The following is an 18,237-nucleotide window of genomic DNA, read 5'->3' on the forward strand; positions in this document are numbered from 1 at the left end:
CATTGATGAACTGTATTTTCCCTTTTGAACAAGCACTTTGACAGGTCTCTCAATGGACGCCCTCATTATTCAAATATTAAACGGGTTAGACAAAGGCAGCGCCTATGCACTTATTGCGCTTGGCTTGACTTTGATCTTTGGCACACTTGGCGTTGTAAACTTCGCTCACGGTGCGCTTTTCATGCTCGGCTCATTCTGCGCTGTAACTATATCAAGACTGTTTCAGGTCAGCTATGTTGTTGTCGATGAGACAAAAACTGATTTTCTAGGCAATCCGCTTAAGGTGAAAATGCCTTATGTGAGCGATTGGTTTGGTCCTGAGGTTGGCGCCTGGATCATTGATTGGTCTGTTCCCTTATCAATATTATTCGCCATCCCGATCATGGTTTTAATAGGCGTTACGATAGAGCGCGGCCTGATTAAGCACTTTTATAAGCGGCCGCATGCCGACCAGATTCTGGTAACATTTGGCCTCGCAATTGTCCTACAAGAAATCGTGAAATATTTCTTTGGTGCAAACCCAATTCCAATGCCTGCACCTGATGCATTCAAAGGCTCGCTAGATTTTGGCGCTTTGATTGGCATGCAAAGCAGCTCGATCATCTATCCATATTGGCGTCTAATCTACTTCGCCTTTGCTGGCGTACTCATCACATCCGTATTCTGCTTCTTGCAATTTACAACATTTGGAATGGTTGTGCGCGCAGGCATGGCAGACCGTGAAACTGTCGGCCTTTTAGGCATCAACATCGATAAGCGCTTCACCATTATGTTTGGTATTGCCGCCGCTGTCGCAGGTCTAGCCGGCGTCATGTATACGCCAATCAATTCGCCCAATTACCATATGGGTATGGACTTTCTGGTTCTTAGTTTTGTTGTTGTTGTGGTTGGCGGCATGGGGTCACTACCAGGCGCCGTTCTTGCAGGCTTCCTGCTTGGCATTCTGGAGAGTTTTGCGTCCACAACTTGGGCATCAAATATGCTGCCGGGAATCAACCAAATTATCATTTATCTCGTTGCTATTATTGTGCTTTTGACCCGTCCGCGCGGTCTCATGGGGCGCAAAGGCGTTATGGAGGAATAGGCTCATGATGGGGCTACATAAAAAGGATCTAAACCTCCTTCTCATAGTCATGGTGCTGGCATTATTCGCACCATTTATCTTAAATCCGTTTCCGACGGACAGCGCCTTGGCGCAGTTCAATGCCGGATACCCAGACTTAATGCAGCGATTTGTCATTTTTGGCATCTTCGCGGTTGGCTTCAACATCCTGTTTGGCCTAACCGGATATTTATCCTTCGGTCACGCTGCGTTCTTAGGCATTGGCTCATATAGCTGTGTGTGGATGTTCAAACTGCTCAGCTACAATGTTGTGCCCGGAATTTTGCTCTCAGTGGTAATGGCTGGCATATTCTCTGTAGCGATTGGCTTTATCAGTCTTAGGCGCTCAGGCATTTACTTCTCGATTTTGACACTTGCCTTTGCACAAATGTCATTCGCGATTGCCTATTCGGTTCTTTCAAATCCGGCCTTTAACTTGACTAATGGTGAAACCGGTTTGCAAGTTTACGCCAGTGATCCGCAATGGTTGCAATCAGCCAGCGCGCCAAATGCACCGCATTTGTTCGGTTTGCCAATGCGCGCAACAGAAACACTGACTGTTGGCGGCTGGGATTTCCAGTTCAACGTTGGCTATTACATGTGCGCGATCATCATGATTTTAGCATTTTACCTGTCTATTCGCATCTTCCGCTCTCCATTCGGCTTGATGTTGCGGGCGGTGAAGTCAAACCAGCAACGCATGATTTATACCGGATTGAACACAAAGCCTTACACGCTTGCAGCTTTTATCATCTCGGGCATGTATGCCGGATTGGCTGGCGGGCTTCTATCGGCAATGGATCCACTTGCAGGTGCTGAACGCATGCAATGGACCGCATCAGGCGAGGTGGTCTTGATGACTATTCTTGGCGGCGCGGGCACATTGATTGGTCCAGTGCTTGGCGCAGGCTTTATCAAATATTTTGAAAACATCTTTTCCAAGATTAATGACAATATCTTGCATCAATGGTTCTCAGCTTTGCCAGATGGTCTTGAGGATTTCCTCATTACGATCGTTCACCCATTCATTGGTAAGGGCTGGCATCTCACTCTAGGTCTTATGTTCATGATGGTCGTGATCTTCTTGCCTGGCGGTCTTGTTGAAGGTGGGCAACGCATTGGCGCAATGTTCAAGCGCAAGCCCAAAGACACCAATGGCGGCCTGTCCGCTCCAGCAACACCAGCCGAATAGGGGGATTTAACGTGGGTATTCTCGAAGTTAAAAACGTCAATAAGCGCTTCGGCGGTCTTCAAGCGCTGGGCGATGTTAATCTGGACATTCAGGAAAATACGGTTCACGCGATTATCGGTCCAAACGGGGCCGGTAAATCGACACTGCTTAACTGCCTGATTGGAAAATTAGAGCCAGATACAGGTTCGGTCACGTTTGATGGTCAACCAGTACTCGGCTTAAAACCGCACCAAATCAACCAGTTGGGCATTAGCCGTGTCTTTCAAACACCGGAAATTTTCAGTGACCTAAGCGTGTTGGAAAACGTACTTATTCCGTGTTTTGCAAAACGTGATGGTTCGTTTCGAATGAATGCAATTGGCACCGTCGGCAATGAAACAGACGTCATGTCAACGGCTGAAAAAATGCTCGATGATGTGAATATGCTGGATAAGAAAGATGTCTTGTCGGGTGCATTGTCGCGCGGTGATAAACGCCGGTTGGAAATGGCGATGTGTCTTGTGCAAGAGCCAAAACTCTTGCTGCTGGATGAGCCAACGGCCGGCATGGCACGCGCCGATACAAACAACACAATCGAGCTTTTAAAAGAAATCAAAGCCAGCCGCGACATAACTATGGTAATTATCGAACACGATATGCACGTGGTTTTCTCGCTTGCACAGCGCATTACCGTACTCGCGCAGGGCAGGCCACTGGTTGAGGATACGCCTGAAAAAATCAAAGGCCATCCGAAAGTAAAAGAAGCTTATCTGGGTGAGACAGCGGCTTAAAGCCAGACACACTCAATTTGACAATAAGGTTATAGGTAATGAACGCGATGCCGGAATTTGATAAAAACGCCAACCATGCTGCAACGGCGCCAGCCTATCTGTCTGTTCACGATCTGCATGCATATTATGGCGAGAGCTACATCGTTCAAGGTGTGAGCTTTAACGTTCATGAGGGCGAGATTATCGCTCTTCTGGGCCGTAATGGTGCAGGCAAAACATCAACGCTCAGAGCCATTGCAAGGCTCGATTCGCCCGAAGCTCGGCGCGGCGAAATTTGGCTCGACCATAAACCATTGCACCAGATGAAAAGCCATCAGGCTGCCGTTGCCGGTATCGGCCTTGTGCCAGAAGATCGGCGCATTATTGCCGGCCTGACGGTCGAAGAAAACTTACAGTTGGCGCAAATTGTTGAACCAATCGGCTGGTCGATTGAGCGCCTATATGATCTGTTTCCACGCTTGGGAGAACGCCGTAAACAGGAGGGCGTAACGCTATCTGGCGGTGAACAACAAATGCTGGCCATTGCGCGCGCACTAGCCCGTGACATCAAAGTGTTGTTGCTCGATGAGCCTTACGAAGGCCTTGCACCTGTGATCGTGCAGGAGATCGAGAAAACCCTCAATATTATCCGCGATCAGGGCATGACAACCATTCTGGTTGAGCAAAATGCCATTGCTGCGCTTAAACTTGCTGACCGCGCTCTTATTCTCGATACAGGCACGCTCGTTTATGACGGGCTTGCTAAAGACGTGCTTGAGAATGAGCAATTGCGGAATGAATATCTCGCGATCTGATCGCTCTTTCTGCGCAGTTTTTGAGCTTATTCTATAGGCTCATTTTGCCAGAATTGATTATACACGAAGTGCAAATTTATCTTTGAAGTCGAACGCGAATTGATCAAATTTACGGGCAGGTGACCCTGTTATTTTTGCAACATTGTCCGCATGAATAGCAGCACCATATCCAGCACGGTAAATACCGAAAAGCTCAAGAAAAGCTTCAACCACCCATGGGTCCATTCCCATAGACAGCATGGATTGGCGCGCGGTGTCCTCGGACACATCAACATGTTCAACATTATAGCGAGCTACCTTTCCAATCTTCTTGGCGATTTGCGCATAAGTCAGTGCTTCGGGACCGGAAATTTCGTGAATCTGGCCGCGCAAAGCCTCTTTTCGGATCACGCCAACGATAACGTCAACAATATCGCATGTATCAGTGAAAGAAATAGCAGCATTACTTGCAGGAGCGTAAATCTTTCCATTCGATGAAATGCTATCCTGATTGCCAAGCAGAGTTTGCATGAAAAGATTGGGCCGAATTGCTGTGACACGCAAACCTTTGTTTGCAGCATAAATCTCTATTTCCGCATGAAGTTTTGGAAGTCGAATAGGCGCGCCAAGATTCGCGCCAAGAACAGACAATTTTATGATATCTTTTACACCATTGGCTTTAGCGGCATCAATAATAGCTGTTTGGTGAGCAACCATATCTGGATGCGCAGGAGAAATGAGGACGACAGCCTCAACACCCATTGTTGCCTCTTTGAGGCTGTCCAAATCTGTATAATCCCCCTTCACGATCTGCGTGCCGTCAGGAAATATTGATTTTGCAGCCACTGGATCGCGTGTAAGTGCTTTAAAGGCGATGTTCTTGTCTGTCAGCCGCTGCACTAATTTCGAGCCGACATTACCTGTTGCGCCTGTTACTAAAATCATGTCGATGGCTCCCGCTTTTATTTAGCTGCAGATATCCCGCCCAAGAAAATTTGCGTGCATACCACCCATCATGACGCTTCCATCATCTTCGCTTTTTAAGCTGCTTTAGACGCAAGCTATGGCGCTAAGAGACGCCAAGTACTTACTATTAAGTCGATCTTCTGGGTGGTCATGAGGCTCCGCAAACGCAGGCGGAAATATAAAACAGGCCTGATATGAATTATCAAATACTGATTAATATAGCTCTTTATTAGTGTGAATTATATTTAATATAAGTAAACATAAATACATAACATTAAAGAACATAAATAAATATAATGCGAATTATTAGTAATAATAAAATATTGAGCGGGGATGTTTAATACCTAAACGCCAAAACAACTCTAAAGCGCGGATAAAATGGACAACTAAGCCATAAAGGGTTTGCTGAGGACGCATTTGAGGTTTCCGCAAAGCAAACATTAGAACGCGTTAGCATTCCATTCTAACTCAATGGAAACACTCAAACATTCATCAATGTAATTTTATGAGAGAGTATGGTGAGCGCGCAGGGATTCGAACCCTGGACCTACTGATTAAAAGTCAGTTGCTCTACCAACTGAGCTACGCGCTCCCAAAGGGAAACCAAATTTGATTGGATAAATCAGAAAATATCCTTCTGGTCGGCGCGAGGTATAGGGATACATTATCGCGCGGTCAACCGCGTTTTTGCGTTGATTTGTAGAAAAATACTTAATTTTGCCACACACGCGAAATGGTGATTGGCTTGTGATCGTTTTACAGCCTATTTGTGCCCCTAATTTCAAAGGGTGCGCGGTTTAACCACCTTGTAAACAAACCAAATAAGCCGCTTAAGCTCTAAATTAGAGAATCACACGGATTAAGCTGTATGGCACTGGACATTTCTTACGCAACGGCACTGGGTGCAGGCGCTTTATCATTTCTATCACCATGCGTTTTACCGCTTGTACCACCTTATCTGTGCTACATGGCCGGCGTTACTGTGGATGAGTTTCGCGGAGAGGCCGTTGAGAAAAAAGCTATCGTCATACGCGGCGCACTCATCACCGCTTCGCTTGCCTTTGTTTTAGGCTTTACAACCGTATTCGTGGCGCTTGGAGCAGGGGCCAGCACGATTGGCGGCTTTTTGCGCGCATATCAGCAAGAACTGGCAATCGCGGCCGGTGTCGTGATCATTATCATGGGCTTGAATTTTCTTGGCGTTTTCCGCTTGTCGATATTATCGCGCGAAGCACGTTTTCAAGCGCAAGGAAAACCAGCCAATCCCTTCATGTCTTATATTATGGGCCTTGCCTTCGCATTTGGCTGGACACCCTGCATCGGGCCCGTGCTCGGCCCAATCCTTACGCTCGCAGGCGCAAAAGACAGCGTCGCAGACGGCGCAATGCTGCTAGCGGTCTATTCAGCAGGTCTCGGCATACCATTTTTAATTGCAGCACTGTTTTCTGGCGCATTTATGCGATTCTTAAGCCGTTTCCGCAGCAAAATGGGTTTGGTAGAAAAAGTAATGGGCGTTCTTCTGATCATTGCCGGCGTGTTGTTCTTGACCGGCGGCATGCAAAGCATGGCCTTTTGGCTGCTTGAAGAGTTTCCAGCGCTCGGACGCCTTGGTTAAGCTGCTTTTCGCTTAAATTTATCAAGCATGGATTTGGGAAAAGTCGCCATTGTTACGCCGACCATGACGCAAATAATGCCAATGATGTGAAATGGTAGCAATTCTTCGCCAAGAAAGATCACTGCCATCAGTACGCCATATGGCGTCATCAGATACATAAACAATCCGGCAATGGATGCACCAAGCGCACGCACCCCATATTGATAAGCTGAAAACGCGATCAAAGATGAAATGAATATAATGCCAGCCACAGCACTCCATGCAGAAGCTGAGTGAGGCAATTGCGCGCCTGTATAAAAAGCATAAGTAGCAACAGGTAAATTGATGATCGCACCGAAAATAGCGATTATCCCGAAAAGCGTAACACTGGAAAGTCCGCTAAAGCGCTCAGAGCGGTAGAGGATGGAATATCCAGCCCATGACAAAGCGGCCAAAGCAATCAGCAAATCGCCAGGGTTAAACGCAAACTGCGCAATCGTATCAAAACTGCCCTTAGCGACAATAATAACAATGCCCACAAATGCCACGGCGATTCCCAAGCCTTCGCCTGGGCTGGACTTACGTGCCGCAAACACACGCTCTAGCAGAATGATGAGAATCGGCGCTGTGGAATAGATCAGCGTTGCATTGGTCGCGGTTGTCGATTGAAGGCCTAAATACACGCCGCTGCCAGAAATCCCCATGCCCAAAAAGCTCAAAAACAAGAAGAAGGGCCACTCAGTTCGTATCAAACGCACCATTTGCGCACCGCCGCTTTTAATCGCAAATGGCAAAAGAATGATCGCAACGCACGCCCAGCGAATAAATGCCAATATAAAAGGGTCGGTTTCCGGTGCTACATAACGTCCGAAAATAAGATTCGTTGAGAAAAATGCCGGTGCTGCGATCATGACTAAGATCGGCAACCAATTTGGGGAAGACTGTGTGCTCATTCTAGCGCAATCTCACGCAACGCAATATTCTTCAAGCCATATCTTGCGCTATGTGTCCTGTCATGAAATCAAGGCGCACCTATAAATGATGGTCATAATTGACTATCCGAACGATGGAGCCGTCCATATGACGCGAAAATGCCTCACAATCATCCTTGCAGCAGGCAAGGGTACGCGCATGAAATCCGATTTACCAAAAGTGCTTCATCCTGTTGGCGGCCTGCCAATGGTTATGCATGCGATCAATGCTGCAAATATAGCTGGTACGGACAGGCTGGCGGTTGTGACAGGGCACGGCGCAGAACTGCTTGACGAGGCGCTGAAGTCGCACGGTGTGGACGCGCAAACATGTATCCAGAAAGAACAATTAGGCACCGCCAATGCCGTTGATGCAGCGCGCAGCGTCATCGATGAAGGCTTTGATGATGTCATCGCTATGTTTGGCGATACTCCATTGGTAAAACCTGAAACACTGGCTGACGCACGTGAAAAACTAAAAGCTGGTGCCCACGTCGTTGTGATCGGCTTTGAAACAGATAATCCATTCGGCTATGGCCGTTTGGTTGTCAAAGATGGGCAGCTAACCGCTATTGTCGAAGAAAAAGAAGCCAATGACGCCGAACGCGCAATTACGTTCTGCAATGGCGGCTTGATGGCGTTTAACGGCCGCAAACTTGGCGGACTGCTGGATAAGATCGACAATAAAAATGCCAAGGGTGAGTTTTACCTGACCGATGCTGTTGCTGTTGCCAATGCTCAAGGCCTGAATGTTGAAGCAATGATTGCATCTGAAGAAGATGTGCTTGGCGTCAATAATCGCGTGGAACTGGCCAATGTTGAGCAAATTTGGCAAGAGCGCATACGCGAAAAACATCTGCTAAACGGGGTCAGCATGACCGCGCCGCATACTGTTTTCTTCCATCATGATACTAAAATCGAATATGGCGTTGTGATCGAACCAAATGTGTTTTTCGGGCCCAAAGTAAGCATTGATAAAGGCGCAAGAATTCGTGCTTTTAGCCACTTGGAAGGCGCCCAAATTGGCGCAAATGCAGAGATTGGACCTTTTGCGCGCCTGCGCCCCGGGGCAAATTTGAGCGAAAAGGCAAAGGTTGGCAATTTCTGCGAAGTTAAAAATGCTGACATTGCCGAAGGGGCAAAGGTCAATCATCTAACGTATATCGGTGATGCCTCTATTGGTGCTGGCGCAAATATCGGCGCAGGTACAATTACCTGCAATTATGACGGCATGAACAAGGCCAAGACGACGATTGGTGCGGGCGCATTTATCGGCTCCAACTCTTCATTGGTTGCACCGTTAACAATCGGCGACAATGCCTATATCGCATCAGGTTCAGTCATCACGAATGATATTCCAGTAGATGCCGTTGGTTTTGGCCGCGCACGTCAAGAAACCAAACTGGGTCTAGCCGTAAAATTACGCGCACGCATCAAAGCAATTTATGAAGCGTCAAAGAAAGCCTAACCTGCTTGCAAAAGCCGGATCGCGCTATCGCGCTCAAACAAATAGAGCAGGGTGCGTAGCGCTTGGCCGCGCTGCGTTTCCAGCTTTGGATCATTGTGGATTATCAGCCGCGCATCGTCGCGTGCAATCTCCAAAAGATGTCCATGCGCCTCCATTCGCGCCAAGCGAAATCCCGCCATGCCGGACTGCCGTGTGCCCAAAACTTCACCTTCGCCGCGAAGCTGCAAATCCTCTTCAGCAATACGAAATCCATCTTCGGTTTGCCGCATCACTTCTAGGCGTGCACGCGATGTTTCGCCGAGCGGATCTTTGTAAAGTAACAAACAGCTGGAATCTTGATCGCCGCGACCAACACGGCCGCGCAGCTGGTGCAATTGCGACAGGCCAAAGCGTTCCGCATGTTCAATCACAATAATCGTTGCATCAGGCACATCAACGCCAACTTCAATAACCGTTGTTGCAACAAGAATACGCGTTTCGCCAGATTTAAACGCAGCCATTGCAGCGTCTTTTTCTGCGCCCTTCATCTGCCCGTGAACAAGTCCGACATTGCTGCCAAAACGGCTACTCAGTTCTTTGTGCCGTTGCTCAACTGAGGTCAGACCTAAATCCTCATTTTCTTCAACAAGAGGGCAAATCCAATAGATTTTTTGTCCCTCTTTGATCGCATCGCCCATACGGGTGGTAATCTCTTCAATCCGGCCAAGCGGCAGCGCAACCGTCTTAATAGGCTTACGGCCAACAGGTTTTTCATCAAGCCGTGAAACATCCATATCGCCATAATGCGTAAGAACCAATGTGCGCGGTATCGGTGTTGCTGTCATAACCAGCATGTCCGTTGCTTGCCCTTTAGACGCCAAGAGCAAGCGTTGGTGAACGCCAAAACGGTGCTGCTCATCCACAACAGCAAGGCCAAGGTCTTTAAAAACAACACCTTCTTGAAAAATCGCATGGGTTCCAATGAGAATATCAAGCTCGCCAGCCGCCAGCGCAGCCAGCATATCGCGGCGCACAACACCTTTTTCACGGCCTGTGAGTAGGTCCACACGCAAGCCTGCACGCTCTGCAATCGGCTTGATTGTCGCAAAGTGTTGGCGCGCCAGCACTTCAGTTGGTGCCATCAAAGCTCCTTGCGTGCCCGCCTCAACGGCGGTGCTAAGCGCACATAAAGCCACAATCGTTTTGCCGCTACCAACATCACCTTGCAGCAAACGAAGCATGCGCTCGTCAGACGCCATATCCTTTTTGATTTCATCAATTGATCGTTTTTGCGCATCGGTAAGCGGATAATGAAAGGCCTCAAGAACGCGCTGATTTATGGTGTTGTCGCCAGCCAATTTACGTCCGGCACTGCGCTTCATCGTTTTGCGAACCAAAGCCAACGCGAGCTGCCCCGCCAGCAATTCATCATATGCAAGGCGCTGGCGCGGTAAAGTATCCAGCGCAAGATCAGCCTCCGAATCAGGATTATGCAATGTTTCAAGTGCTTGCTTAAATGGCGGAAACTGTTCACGCGCCAGAAGAGTTGGATCAATCCATTCAGGCATTTCTGGTACGCGTTCTACAGATTGCGTCACAGCTTTTCGCAATACTTTAGATGAAAGACCAGCCGTAAGCCCATATATTGGCTCAACTAATGGCAATTCATGCGATTTACTTTCAAGCACCATATAGTCTGGATGCACCATAGAAGCGCGACCATTGAACCATTCCACACGGCCAGACACGATGACTCTTTCACCAACAGGCAGCGCATTTTCCAGCCAATTGCCTTTTGCTCTGAAAAACGTGAGGCTGATTTCGCCCGTCTCATCATGTCCAAAAACACGGTATGGCACACGCGGCTGACCGCGCGGTGTGGGCTGGTGTCGGTCAATATAAAGCGCAAGCGTAACGATGCCGCCGCCAGCAAAGGCAATGCCCGGCCGCGAGCGGCGGTCAATCAAAGAGTGCGGCAAATGAAATGCCAAGGCACTCACGCGCGGCACATTAAGCTCTCCACTGTTACCCAGCAGATTGCCCAAAAGAATAGCCACTTTATTACCAATGCCCTCAAGCGTGGTAACGGGTGCAAACAATGGATCGAGAATAGAAGGGCGCATGACTTATCTTTGTTTCGAAATTGCTGACAGATCAAGGCTGACAAACCAATAGTGTAGCGTTATACCGCCAACTCTAGCAAAGATTGAAAAAAGCATATCAAAGCGAATTAAAGGCAAGGCATGACCGAAGCAATATCACTTGATGCACGGCGCAAACGCGCACGATTTCGTTCTTGGCACCGTGGCATGAAAGAGATGGATATGATTTTGGGCGGTTACGCCGATGCACATATCAACGATATATCAGAATCAGATCTGACAATTTTAGAAGATTTGATGGATAGTCTCGACCGAGATCTTTTCAAATGGTTCACAGGCGAAGGCCCAGTGCCTGACGAATTTAACACGCCTGTGTTTCACAAAATTTGTGCTTTTCATAAAATAGATCTGTCATGAGCGATAAAGCTATTTTGTTCGACCTGCCGCATATTCCCAAAGATGCAGGCGAGGTTACACTTGCCAATGCCGCTGATGGCATAGAAGCATTATTTGCGGCTCGATATGCGCAGACGCTCAAAGCGCCCGTTTATTATGTAGCGCGCGATGGCGCACATATGGCTGAGCTCGCGCAGATCATTGCGTTTGAAGCGCCGGAATTAAAAGTCATCAACTTCCCCGCTTGGGACTGTTTGCCCTATGACCGCGTATCACCGAGCGCAGAAGTCTCAGCGCAGCGCATGATGGCATTGGCAGCAATTGGCGCATTAAAAGAAACACCCAAAGCGGCTATTATCATCACATCGGCCAACGCCGTCTTGCAACGCGTTCCAAAGATTGAATCTGTCGCACAGCAGATGTTTTCAGCCAAACCCGGTTCCGTCATCGCGATGGATGAAATCACGCGAAAACTCTCAAGTAATGGCTTTGAGCGCGTTAGCACCGTGCGTGAAATCGGTGAATTTGCAGTGCGCGGCGGTATTCTTGATCTTTTCGCACCAGGCAGTGATGCACCCGTTCGGTTGGACTTTTTTGGCGATACGCTGGAAACAATTCGCTCATTTGATCCCGCAACACAGCGCACAATTACACAGCTTAAATCATTCTCGCTCCAACCTATGAGCGAAGTCACGCTCAACGCGCAGACGATTGCACGTTTTAGATCGGGTTATTTGGAGACATTTGGCGCCACACAGCGCGGTGATGCACTTTATGAAGCCATTACAGCGCAAAGCCGTTTTGCTGGCATGGAACACTGGCTGCCTCTTTTTTATGAGGCGCTGGACGAACCGCTGCTTATTTTAGATGACGCGCCGATCATTTTTGAACATCTGGCGAAGGATTCGATCGCAGAACGCAGAGCGCAGGTCGATGACCATTATGATTCGCGCAAAACATCGCTAGAAAATTCCAAAAGTGGGCAGGGCACGCCCTATAAACCACTTGATCCTGATCTGCTTTATGTCGGTAAGAGTGAATTTGAAGCCAGCCTAACAGGCCGCACCCGCATTAACATCACCCCTTTTGATGAGCCGGAAAGCGATACACGATCAATCGTATCGCTAGATGCGAAAACCGGCCGTAACTTCTCGGCTGAACGCGCCACGCCTAATCTAAATGTATTTGAGATTGCGGCGCACTATATTGCAGATCGTCGCGCAGATAATAAGCGCACGCTGCTGACCGGTTGGTCGGACGGCTCACTTGGCCGTTTACACCAGATACTAGAAGAGCATGGTCTGGGTGGTTTTCAGCCCATTGAGCGCGCATCAGATATTGCCAATGTTCAAAATGGTGTCACTGCGACTGCGGTATTAAATATTGAACACGGCTTTGAAACACCAAGTACAATTGTTTTAGCCGAACAGGACATTTTGGGCGACAGATTAGTGCGCCGCCGCCGCAAAAAACGCGCCTCTGATTTCATTTCCGAAGTCGCATCGCTAAATGTGGACGATCTGGTTGTTCATGTTGATCACGGTATTGGCCGCTTTGCAGGCCTGAAAACCATTGATGTGACGGGCGCACCGCATGACTGCCTCGAAATTAGATACCACGGCGATGATCGCCTGTTCCTACCAGTTGAAAACATCGAGCTTTTATCGCGCTACGGTTCGGATAGCGCAGAAGCACAGCTTGACCGCCTAGGCGGCGGCGCATGGCAATCACGCAAAGCCAAGCTTAAGAAGCAACTGCTTGAGATGGCAGGGGAACTCATCGCCATTGCCGCTGAACGCCAAATGCGCGATGCGCCAATATTGCGCTCGCCAGATGGTCTTTATGATGAATTTGCAGCCCGTTTCCCTTATGATGAAACAGAAGATCAACAGAGCGCCATTGATGCCGTCATTGATGATCTAGGCGCTGGAAAACCCATGGACCGCTTGGTTTGCGGTGATGTGGGATTTGGCAAAACAGAAGTTGCACAGCGTGCAGCCTTTTTAGGTGCCATGAACGGCGTTCAGGTCGCGGTTGTTGTGCCAACGACATTGCTTGCCCGCCAGCATTACAAAGCAATTTCTGAACGTTTCGCTGGCCTGCCCATCAAAGTTGCACATGCATCACGGCTTGCAGGCTCCAAAGCCTTGTCCGAAGCGAAAAAAGGCATTGCGGACGGCACTGTTGATATCGTGGTCGGCACCCATGCGCTATTGGCAAAAACCATCAGCTTTAAAAATCTTGGCGTGCTTATTATCGATGAAGAGCAGCGTTTTGGTGTGAAACATAAAGAGCGTTTAAAAGAGCTTAAATCAGACATTCATGTGCTGACCCTATCGGCAACACCAATCCCGCGCACCATGCAATTGGCGCTAACGGGCGTACGCGAATTATCGCTTATCACAACGGCACCCGTTGACCGCTTAGCGGTGCGAACCTTCGTGTCGCCGTTTGATTCGCTGATTATTCGCGAGACATTACTGCGCGAAAAATATCGCGGCGGCCAAAGCTTTTATGTCTGCCCACGCGTTTCAGATATCGCTGATGTGAAAGCTTTTCTCGAAAGCGATGTTCCAGAACTGCGCGTTGCAATCGCCCACGGCCAAATGGCATCGAGCGAGCTGGAAGATGTCATGAACGCGTTTTATGACGGCTCTTACGATGTGCTTTTAGCAACCACGATTGTCGAATCGGGATTAGATATTCCATCTGCAAACACATTGATCGTGCACCGCGCCGATATGTTCGGCCTTGCACAGCTTTACCAATTGCGTGGACGTGTTGGCCGCTCGAAACTGCGCGCCCATGCGCTGTTTACGCTTCCGGTCAATAAAACGCTGACGAAAAATGCTGAGCGCCGCCTTAAAGTCTTGCAATCGCTGGACACGCTTGGTGCTGGCTTCCAATTGGCAAGCCATGATTTGGATATTCGCGGTGCGGGCAATTTGCTTGGCGATGAGCAATCCGGCCATATCAAAGAAGTCGGTTTTGAGCTTTATCAGCAAATGCTGGAAGAGGCGGTCGCAGAACTTAAAGGCGATAACAGCCCGCAATCATCTGAATGGTCGCCGCAAATTACAATCGGTACACCAGTCATGATTCCGGAAAGCTATGTTGCTGACCTGTCATTGCGTCTGTCGCTCTATAGGCGCCTTGGTGATTTTGAAGAATTGCAAGAAATTGATGCATTCGGCGCTGAAATGGTCGACCGCTTTGGTCCGCTACCAAGCGAAGTCGAGCACTTGCTGAAAATCGTTTATATCAAAGCACTTTGCCGCAAGGCTAATGTTGAGAAAATTGACGCAGGGCCCAAAGGCGCAGTTGTCACATTCCGTGAGAAAACGTTTGTGGATCCGGCAGGTCTTGTCAAATGGATTGGCGAGCAGGGCACTTTGGCCCGTATCCGTCCGGATCAGTCGATTGTCTTTGCCCGTGATTGGCCAAGTGCAGAAAAACGCCTCAAAGGGGCCGCGGTCATCATCAATAAGCTGGCCAAAATCGCAGAAGCTTCAAACAACTGAATAAAAAAGCCGCTGGTTTTACCCAGCGGCTTTGATTTCTAATAAAGAAACTTAAGCAGTTTTTACTGCGCGCTTTTCGCTTTTTCCTGCTCATCTTTGAGCTTTTTCTGGAATTCTTCGCGGCGCTTTACGATCTCAGCTTGAAGTTCTTGCTGGCGATCTTGCAATTCAGACTGCTTTAGCGGCTCACCATCAAATGCTGATGTAAAACCTTCCAAAGTGATCTTGATTGGGTTTGGCTGGTTTTGGAAATTAACAGTCGTCAATGTCAATTCACCGCCACGCTTCAAAGAAGCAACCAATTCCGGTGTCAATGGAGCTTCAGCAACACAGCGGTCTGGCAAACAGATTGAGTAATTAATCTTCTTGGCTGTGCCACCATCGATTTGCATGCCAACACCGGCTGGAATAACGCGGCCAGTTGGAACAGCAATCTGGAAGAGAGCACGGTTTGTTTTACCTGTGATCTGAATGAGGTTCACAGCTGTCAAAAGCTGGCCAGTATTGGCTTGGCGAATGTTTTGTACATTACAGATGTTATTATCACCTTGCTGAGTACAAACTTTAAACCAACCCTGCGGCTGTTGTTGAGCAGCATCTTGTGCAGATGCAGGCGTCATAATGGAAGTAGCTGCGAGGGCAGCAAAACCGAAAACTGTTTTATTCATGAGTGAACGCATAAGCGAGCTTGTCCTTTTAGATACTTCAAATTGTAATATCGACGCTCTGGGCTTGAAATAAGGCCGCAAAATGTCATTTGTTCTCGCCCGTTTACACAAACGGACACGTAATTTCCAGCCCCACATATAGACTTGATAGAATTTATCGCTTGGGTTGGACGGCACAATTGCACAATGATAGTGTTACGACTCATTAATACCAGCCTTGGGAGAGACCTTTTGCTTGCTAAATTTCAAAGCTGCTTAGCTGTTGGCGCCATATTACTTGCAACAACTTCATTCGCAGTCGCCGAGCCTAAACATGGCATTGCAATGCATGGAGAGCCGCAATTACCTGCGGATTACAAACACTTCCAATATGTAAATCCAGATGCGCCTAAGGGTGGTTCTATGGCTTATGGTGTTGTTGGCACTTTCGATAGCCTCAACCCCTTTGTGTTAAAAAGCATGCGCACAACTGCGCGAGGCATATGGGATCCAGAATTCGGCAATCTTGTCTATGAATCATTGCTTCAACGCAATTACGATGAACCTTTTACCATGTACGGATTGCTAGCCGAGAAGGTTGAAACCGACGACGAGCGCACATGGATCGAATTTACGCTTAATGCAGGTGCAAAATGGTCTGACGGTGTGCCTGTCACGCCAGAAGATGTTATCTTCACCTATGAAATCTTAACCGAGAAAGGCCGCCCACCTTATGATGGTAGAATGGCCCGTATCGAAAAGATTGAAAAAACGGGCGAGCGCAAAGTTAAATTCACCTTCAATGAAAAATCAAACCGCGAATATCCGCTCATTATTGGCCTAACGCCTGTTCTTCCAAAACACGCCATTGACCCTGAAACATTTGAGCAATCCACGCTTGAAGCACCAATTGGCAGCGGGCCATACCTTGTGGGTGAAGTGAAACCGGGCACAAGCATCACTTACAAACGAAACCCTGACTATTGGGGCAAAAATATCCCATCGAAAGTTGGGGTCGATAATTATGACGAAATCAAAGTTGAATATTTCCGCGATACGACAGCGCAATTCGAAGCTTTCAAGAAAGGTGTGTTTGACATCTATCCTGAAACGGACCCAGGAAAATGGGAAAACAACTATGATTTTCCAGCTGTCAGCGAAGGCAAAATAATCAAATCGACATTCACATCCGATGAACCTGAGCGGATGGTTGGTTTTTTCTTCAATACACGCCGTGAAATTTTTAAAGAGCGCCCAGTGCGTGAAGCATTGTCCATGCTGTTTGACTTTGAATGGGTTAACAAAAACCTGTTCAATGATCGTTTCACACGTACTGGCTCCTATTGGCAAAATTCGAAAGAACTATCTGCTCTTGGCCGCCCTGCGGATGACAAAGAGAAAGAGCTACTTGCACCTTTCATGGATGATGTTTTGCCAAGTGTTATGGATGGCACCTATGCGCCAACTAAAACGGATGGTTCGGGCCGTGATCGCAAAATTATGCGTGATGTGGTTAAAAAGCTCAGCGAGGCTGGATACACAATTGAAGGCGGCAAGATGATGAAAGACGGCAAGCAATTGTCGTTTGAAGTGCTTATCGGCAGTGTCGCCGGTGCATCACAAAGTGAAATCGAGCGCATGGTGTTGGCGTATCAGCGCACGGCTGAAGCCGTAGGCATCAATGTTGGCATTCGCGCTGTTGATGATGCACAATTTCAAAAGCGCCGCCAGACATGGGATTATGACATGGTTGCAGGTGCACTGTCGGCATCTCTGTCACCCGGCGCAGAACAGATCTGGCGTTGGGGCTCACAATCTGTCGAACCTGAAGGCACGTTTAACTATTCCGGTGGCTCATCTGCGGGCATTGACGCGATGATTGATGCGCTTGTGAATGCGCGTGAACGCGAAGATTTTGCAGCCGCCGTACGCGCTTATGATCGCTTACTGATATCGGGACATTATGTGATCCCACTATACCACCTGAGCGAAAAACGCGTGGCGCATAGATCACGCATCAAACAGCCGGATTACAGCCCTCTATACGGCTACCAATTACCAACATGGTGGATCGAAGAATGAGCGCTGCGGAAAATACTGTAAAACTCGACATCGTTTCAGATGTGATGTGCCCTTGGTGCTTTGTCGGCAAAAGACGACTTGAAAAAGCACTCGAAAATACCGATCCGAATATTAGTGTCGAGATTAACTGGCTGCCGTTTCAGCTTGATGCAACATTGCCGCCAGAGGGCAAAGACCGACAGCTTTATCTATCCGATAAATTTGGCGGAAAAGAAAATGCCGACAAGTTTTACCAGACGATAAAGCAAGCAGGCGAGGGTGAGGGGATAGATTTCGACTTTGATGCCATAAAAGTCTCTCCCAACACACTTGATGCACACCGTTTAATTGCTTGGGCTGGTCAGCAAGGTGATGAACCGCAAAATCAAATGGTCGAATTACTGTTCAAAGCCTATTTTCAAGATGGCAAAAATATCGGTGACCATGCTGTTCTGACTGAAATTGCGACTGAAGCTGGAATGGACGCAAAGCAAGTTGCCGCAAGATTAAAATCTGAAGATGGTCTTTTGGAAACGAGACAAGCCATCGACCACGCACAACAAATCGGTGTGAGCGGCGTACCGTGCTTTATATTTGATGGAAAATACGGCGTTTCGGGTGCGCAAGCGCCAGAAACATTGGCAATGGCGATTAAAAAGATTGCTGCCGGTGAGGGGCTATAAAAGCCCTCCACC

The 18,237-nt window shown here is 48.2% G+C and carries 14 protein-coding genes, 1 tRNA gene and 1 pseudogene; 11 read left to right on the forward strand and 5 right to left on the reverse strand.

The window, feature by feature from the left end; translation table 11 throughout:
- Positions 1-52: 52 nt before the first annotated feature.
- From C504_RS0103030 to C504_RS0103045, 5 genes and pseudogenes are all read left to right on the forward strand, one after another.
- A complete protein-coding gene (locus C504_RS0103030; RefSeq protein ID WP_018687829.1) occupies positions 53-1,084 on the forward strand; it encodes a branched-chain amino acid ABC transporter permease in 1,032 nt (343 codons plus the stop codon).
- A gap of 4 nt (positions 1,085-1,088) precedes the next feature.
- On the forward strand, positions 1,089-2,294 hold the full coding sequence (locus tag C504_RS0103035; protein ID WP_018687830.1) for a branched-chain amino acid ABC transporter permease: 1,206 nt from the start codon (positions 1,089-1,091) through the stop codon (positions 2,292-2,294).
- 110 nt (positions 2,295-2,404) lie between these two features.
- Positions 2,405-2,776 (forward strand): annotated as a pseudogene (locus C504_RS19055) (ATP-binding cassette domain-containing protein); the annotation flags it as partial.
- Between the two features lie 153 nt (positions 2,777-2,929).
- A complete protein-coding gene (locus tag C504_RS19060; RefSeq protein ID WP_425393370.1) occupies positions 2,930-3,064 on the forward strand; it encodes an ABC transporter ATP-binding protein C-terminal domain-containing protein in 135 nt (44 codons plus the stop codon).
- A gap of 38 nt (positions 3,065-3,102) precedes the next feature.
- Entirely contained in the window at positions 3,103-3,858 is a 756-nt protein-coding gene (locus C504_RS0103045; protein WP_018687832.1) for an ABC transporter ATP-binding protein, read from the forward strand.
- A gap of 57 nt (positions 3,859-3,915) precedes the next feature.
- On the opposite strand, the gene C504_RS0103050 is transcribed toward C504_RS0103045, so the two are convergent.
- On the reverse strand, positions 3,916-4,782 hold the full coding sequence (locus C504_RS0103050; RefSeq protein ID WP_018687833.1) for an SDR family oxidoreductase: 867 nt from the start codon (positions 4,780-4,782) through the stop codon (positions 3,916-3,918).
- Positions 4,783-5,319: 537 nt separating this feature from the next.
- A tRNA-Lys gene (locus tag C504_RS0103055) sits at positions 5,320-5,395 on the reverse strand.
- A gap of 276 nt (positions 5,396-5,671) precedes the next feature.
- On the opposite strand from C504_RS0103055, the gene C504_RS0103060 reads away from it, so the two are divergent.
- A complete protein-coding gene (locus C504_RS0103060) occupies positions 5,672-6,418 on the forward strand; it encodes a cytochrome c biogenesis CcdA family protein (protein WP_018687834.1) in 747 nt (248 codons plus the stop codon).
- Here the strand turns inward: C504_RS0103060 and C504_RS0103065 are convergent.
- Positions 6,415-7,350, reverse strand: coding sequence for a DMT family transporter (locus C504_RS0103065; RefSeq protein ID WP_018687835.1), 936 nt, complete (start codon positions 7,348-7,350; stop codon positions 6,415-6,417). The two genes, C504_RS0103060 and C504_RS0103065, sit on opposite strands and share 4 nt — an antisense overlap.
- Positions 7,351-7,477: 127 nt before the next feature.
- On the opposite strand from C504_RS0103065, the gene glmU reads away from it, so the two are divergent.
- The gene (glmU, locus tag C504_RS0103070) at positions 7,478-8,836 is read left to right on the forward strand and encodes a bifunctional UDP-N-acetylglucosamine diphosphorylase/glucosamine-1-phosphate N-acetyltransferase GlmU (RefSeq protein ID WP_026317176.1); all 1,359 of its coding nucleotides are present in this window, start codon (positions 7,478-7,480) and stop codon (positions 8,834-8,836) included.
- On the opposite strand, the gene recG is transcribed toward glmU, so the two are convergent.
- Positions 8,833-10,938 (reverse strand): ATP-dependent DNA helicase RecG, encoded by a 2,106-nt coding sequence (gene recG / locus C504_RS0103075; protein ID WP_018687837.1) that lies wholly within the window; start codon positions 10,936-10,938, stop codon positions 8,833-8,835. The genes glmU and recG overlap by 4 nt on opposite strands.
- Before the next feature lie 120 nt (positions 10,939-11,058).
- Between recG and C504_RS0103080 the strand changes: the two genes are divergently transcribed.
- Positions 11,059-11,334 carry an FAD assembly factor SdhE gene (locus tag C504_RS0103080; protein ID WP_018687838.1) on the forward strand — a complete coding sequence of 92 codons (276 nt, stop codon included), beginning with the start codon at positions 11,059-11,061 and terminating at the stop codon, positions 11,332-11,334.
- On the forward strand, positions 11,331-14,834 hold the full coding sequence (gene mfd / locus C504_RS0103085) for a transcription-repair coupling factor (RefSeq protein WP_018687839.1): 3,504 nt from the start codon (positions 11,331-11,333) through the stop codon (positions 14,832-14,834). Before C504_RS0103080 ends, mfd begins: the two co-directional genes overlap by 4 nt.
- A 62-nt stretch (positions 14,835-14,896) precedes the next feature.
- Here the strand turns inward: mfd and C504_RS0103090 are convergent, their stop codons facing one another.
- Entirely contained in the window at positions 14,897-15,502 is a 606-nt protein-coding gene (locus tag C504_RS0103090; RefSeq protein ID WP_018687840.1) for an invasion associated locus B family protein, read from the reverse strand.
- Positions 15,503-15,733: 231 nt separating this feature from the next.
- On the opposite strand from C504_RS0103090, the gene C504_RS0103095 reads away from it, so the two are divergent.
- Together C504_RS0103095 and C504_RS0103100 are read left to right on the forward strand one after the other, a co-directional pair.
- On the forward strand, positions 15,734-17,563 hold the full coding sequence (locus C504_RS0103095) for an extracellular solute-binding protein (protein WP_018687841.1): 1,830 nt from the start codon (positions 15,734-15,736) through the stop codon (positions 17,561-17,563).
- Complete coding sequence (locus tag C504_RS0103100) at positions 17,560-18,225, forward strand: DsbA family oxidoreductase (RefSeq protein ID WP_018687842.1); 666 nt, start codon at positions 17,560-17,562, stop codon at positions 18,223-18,225. Before C504_RS0103095 ends, C504_RS0103100 begins: the two co-directional genes overlap by 4 nt.
- Positions 18,226-18,237: the final 12 nt, after the last annotated feature.

This window comes from Ahrensia kielensis DSM 5890, from assembly GCF_000374465.1.
In the GTDB taxonomy this organism is placed as follows: domain Bacteria; phylum Pseudomonadota; class Alphaproteobacteria; order Rhizobiales; family Rhizobiaceae; genus Ahrensia; species Ahrensia kielensis.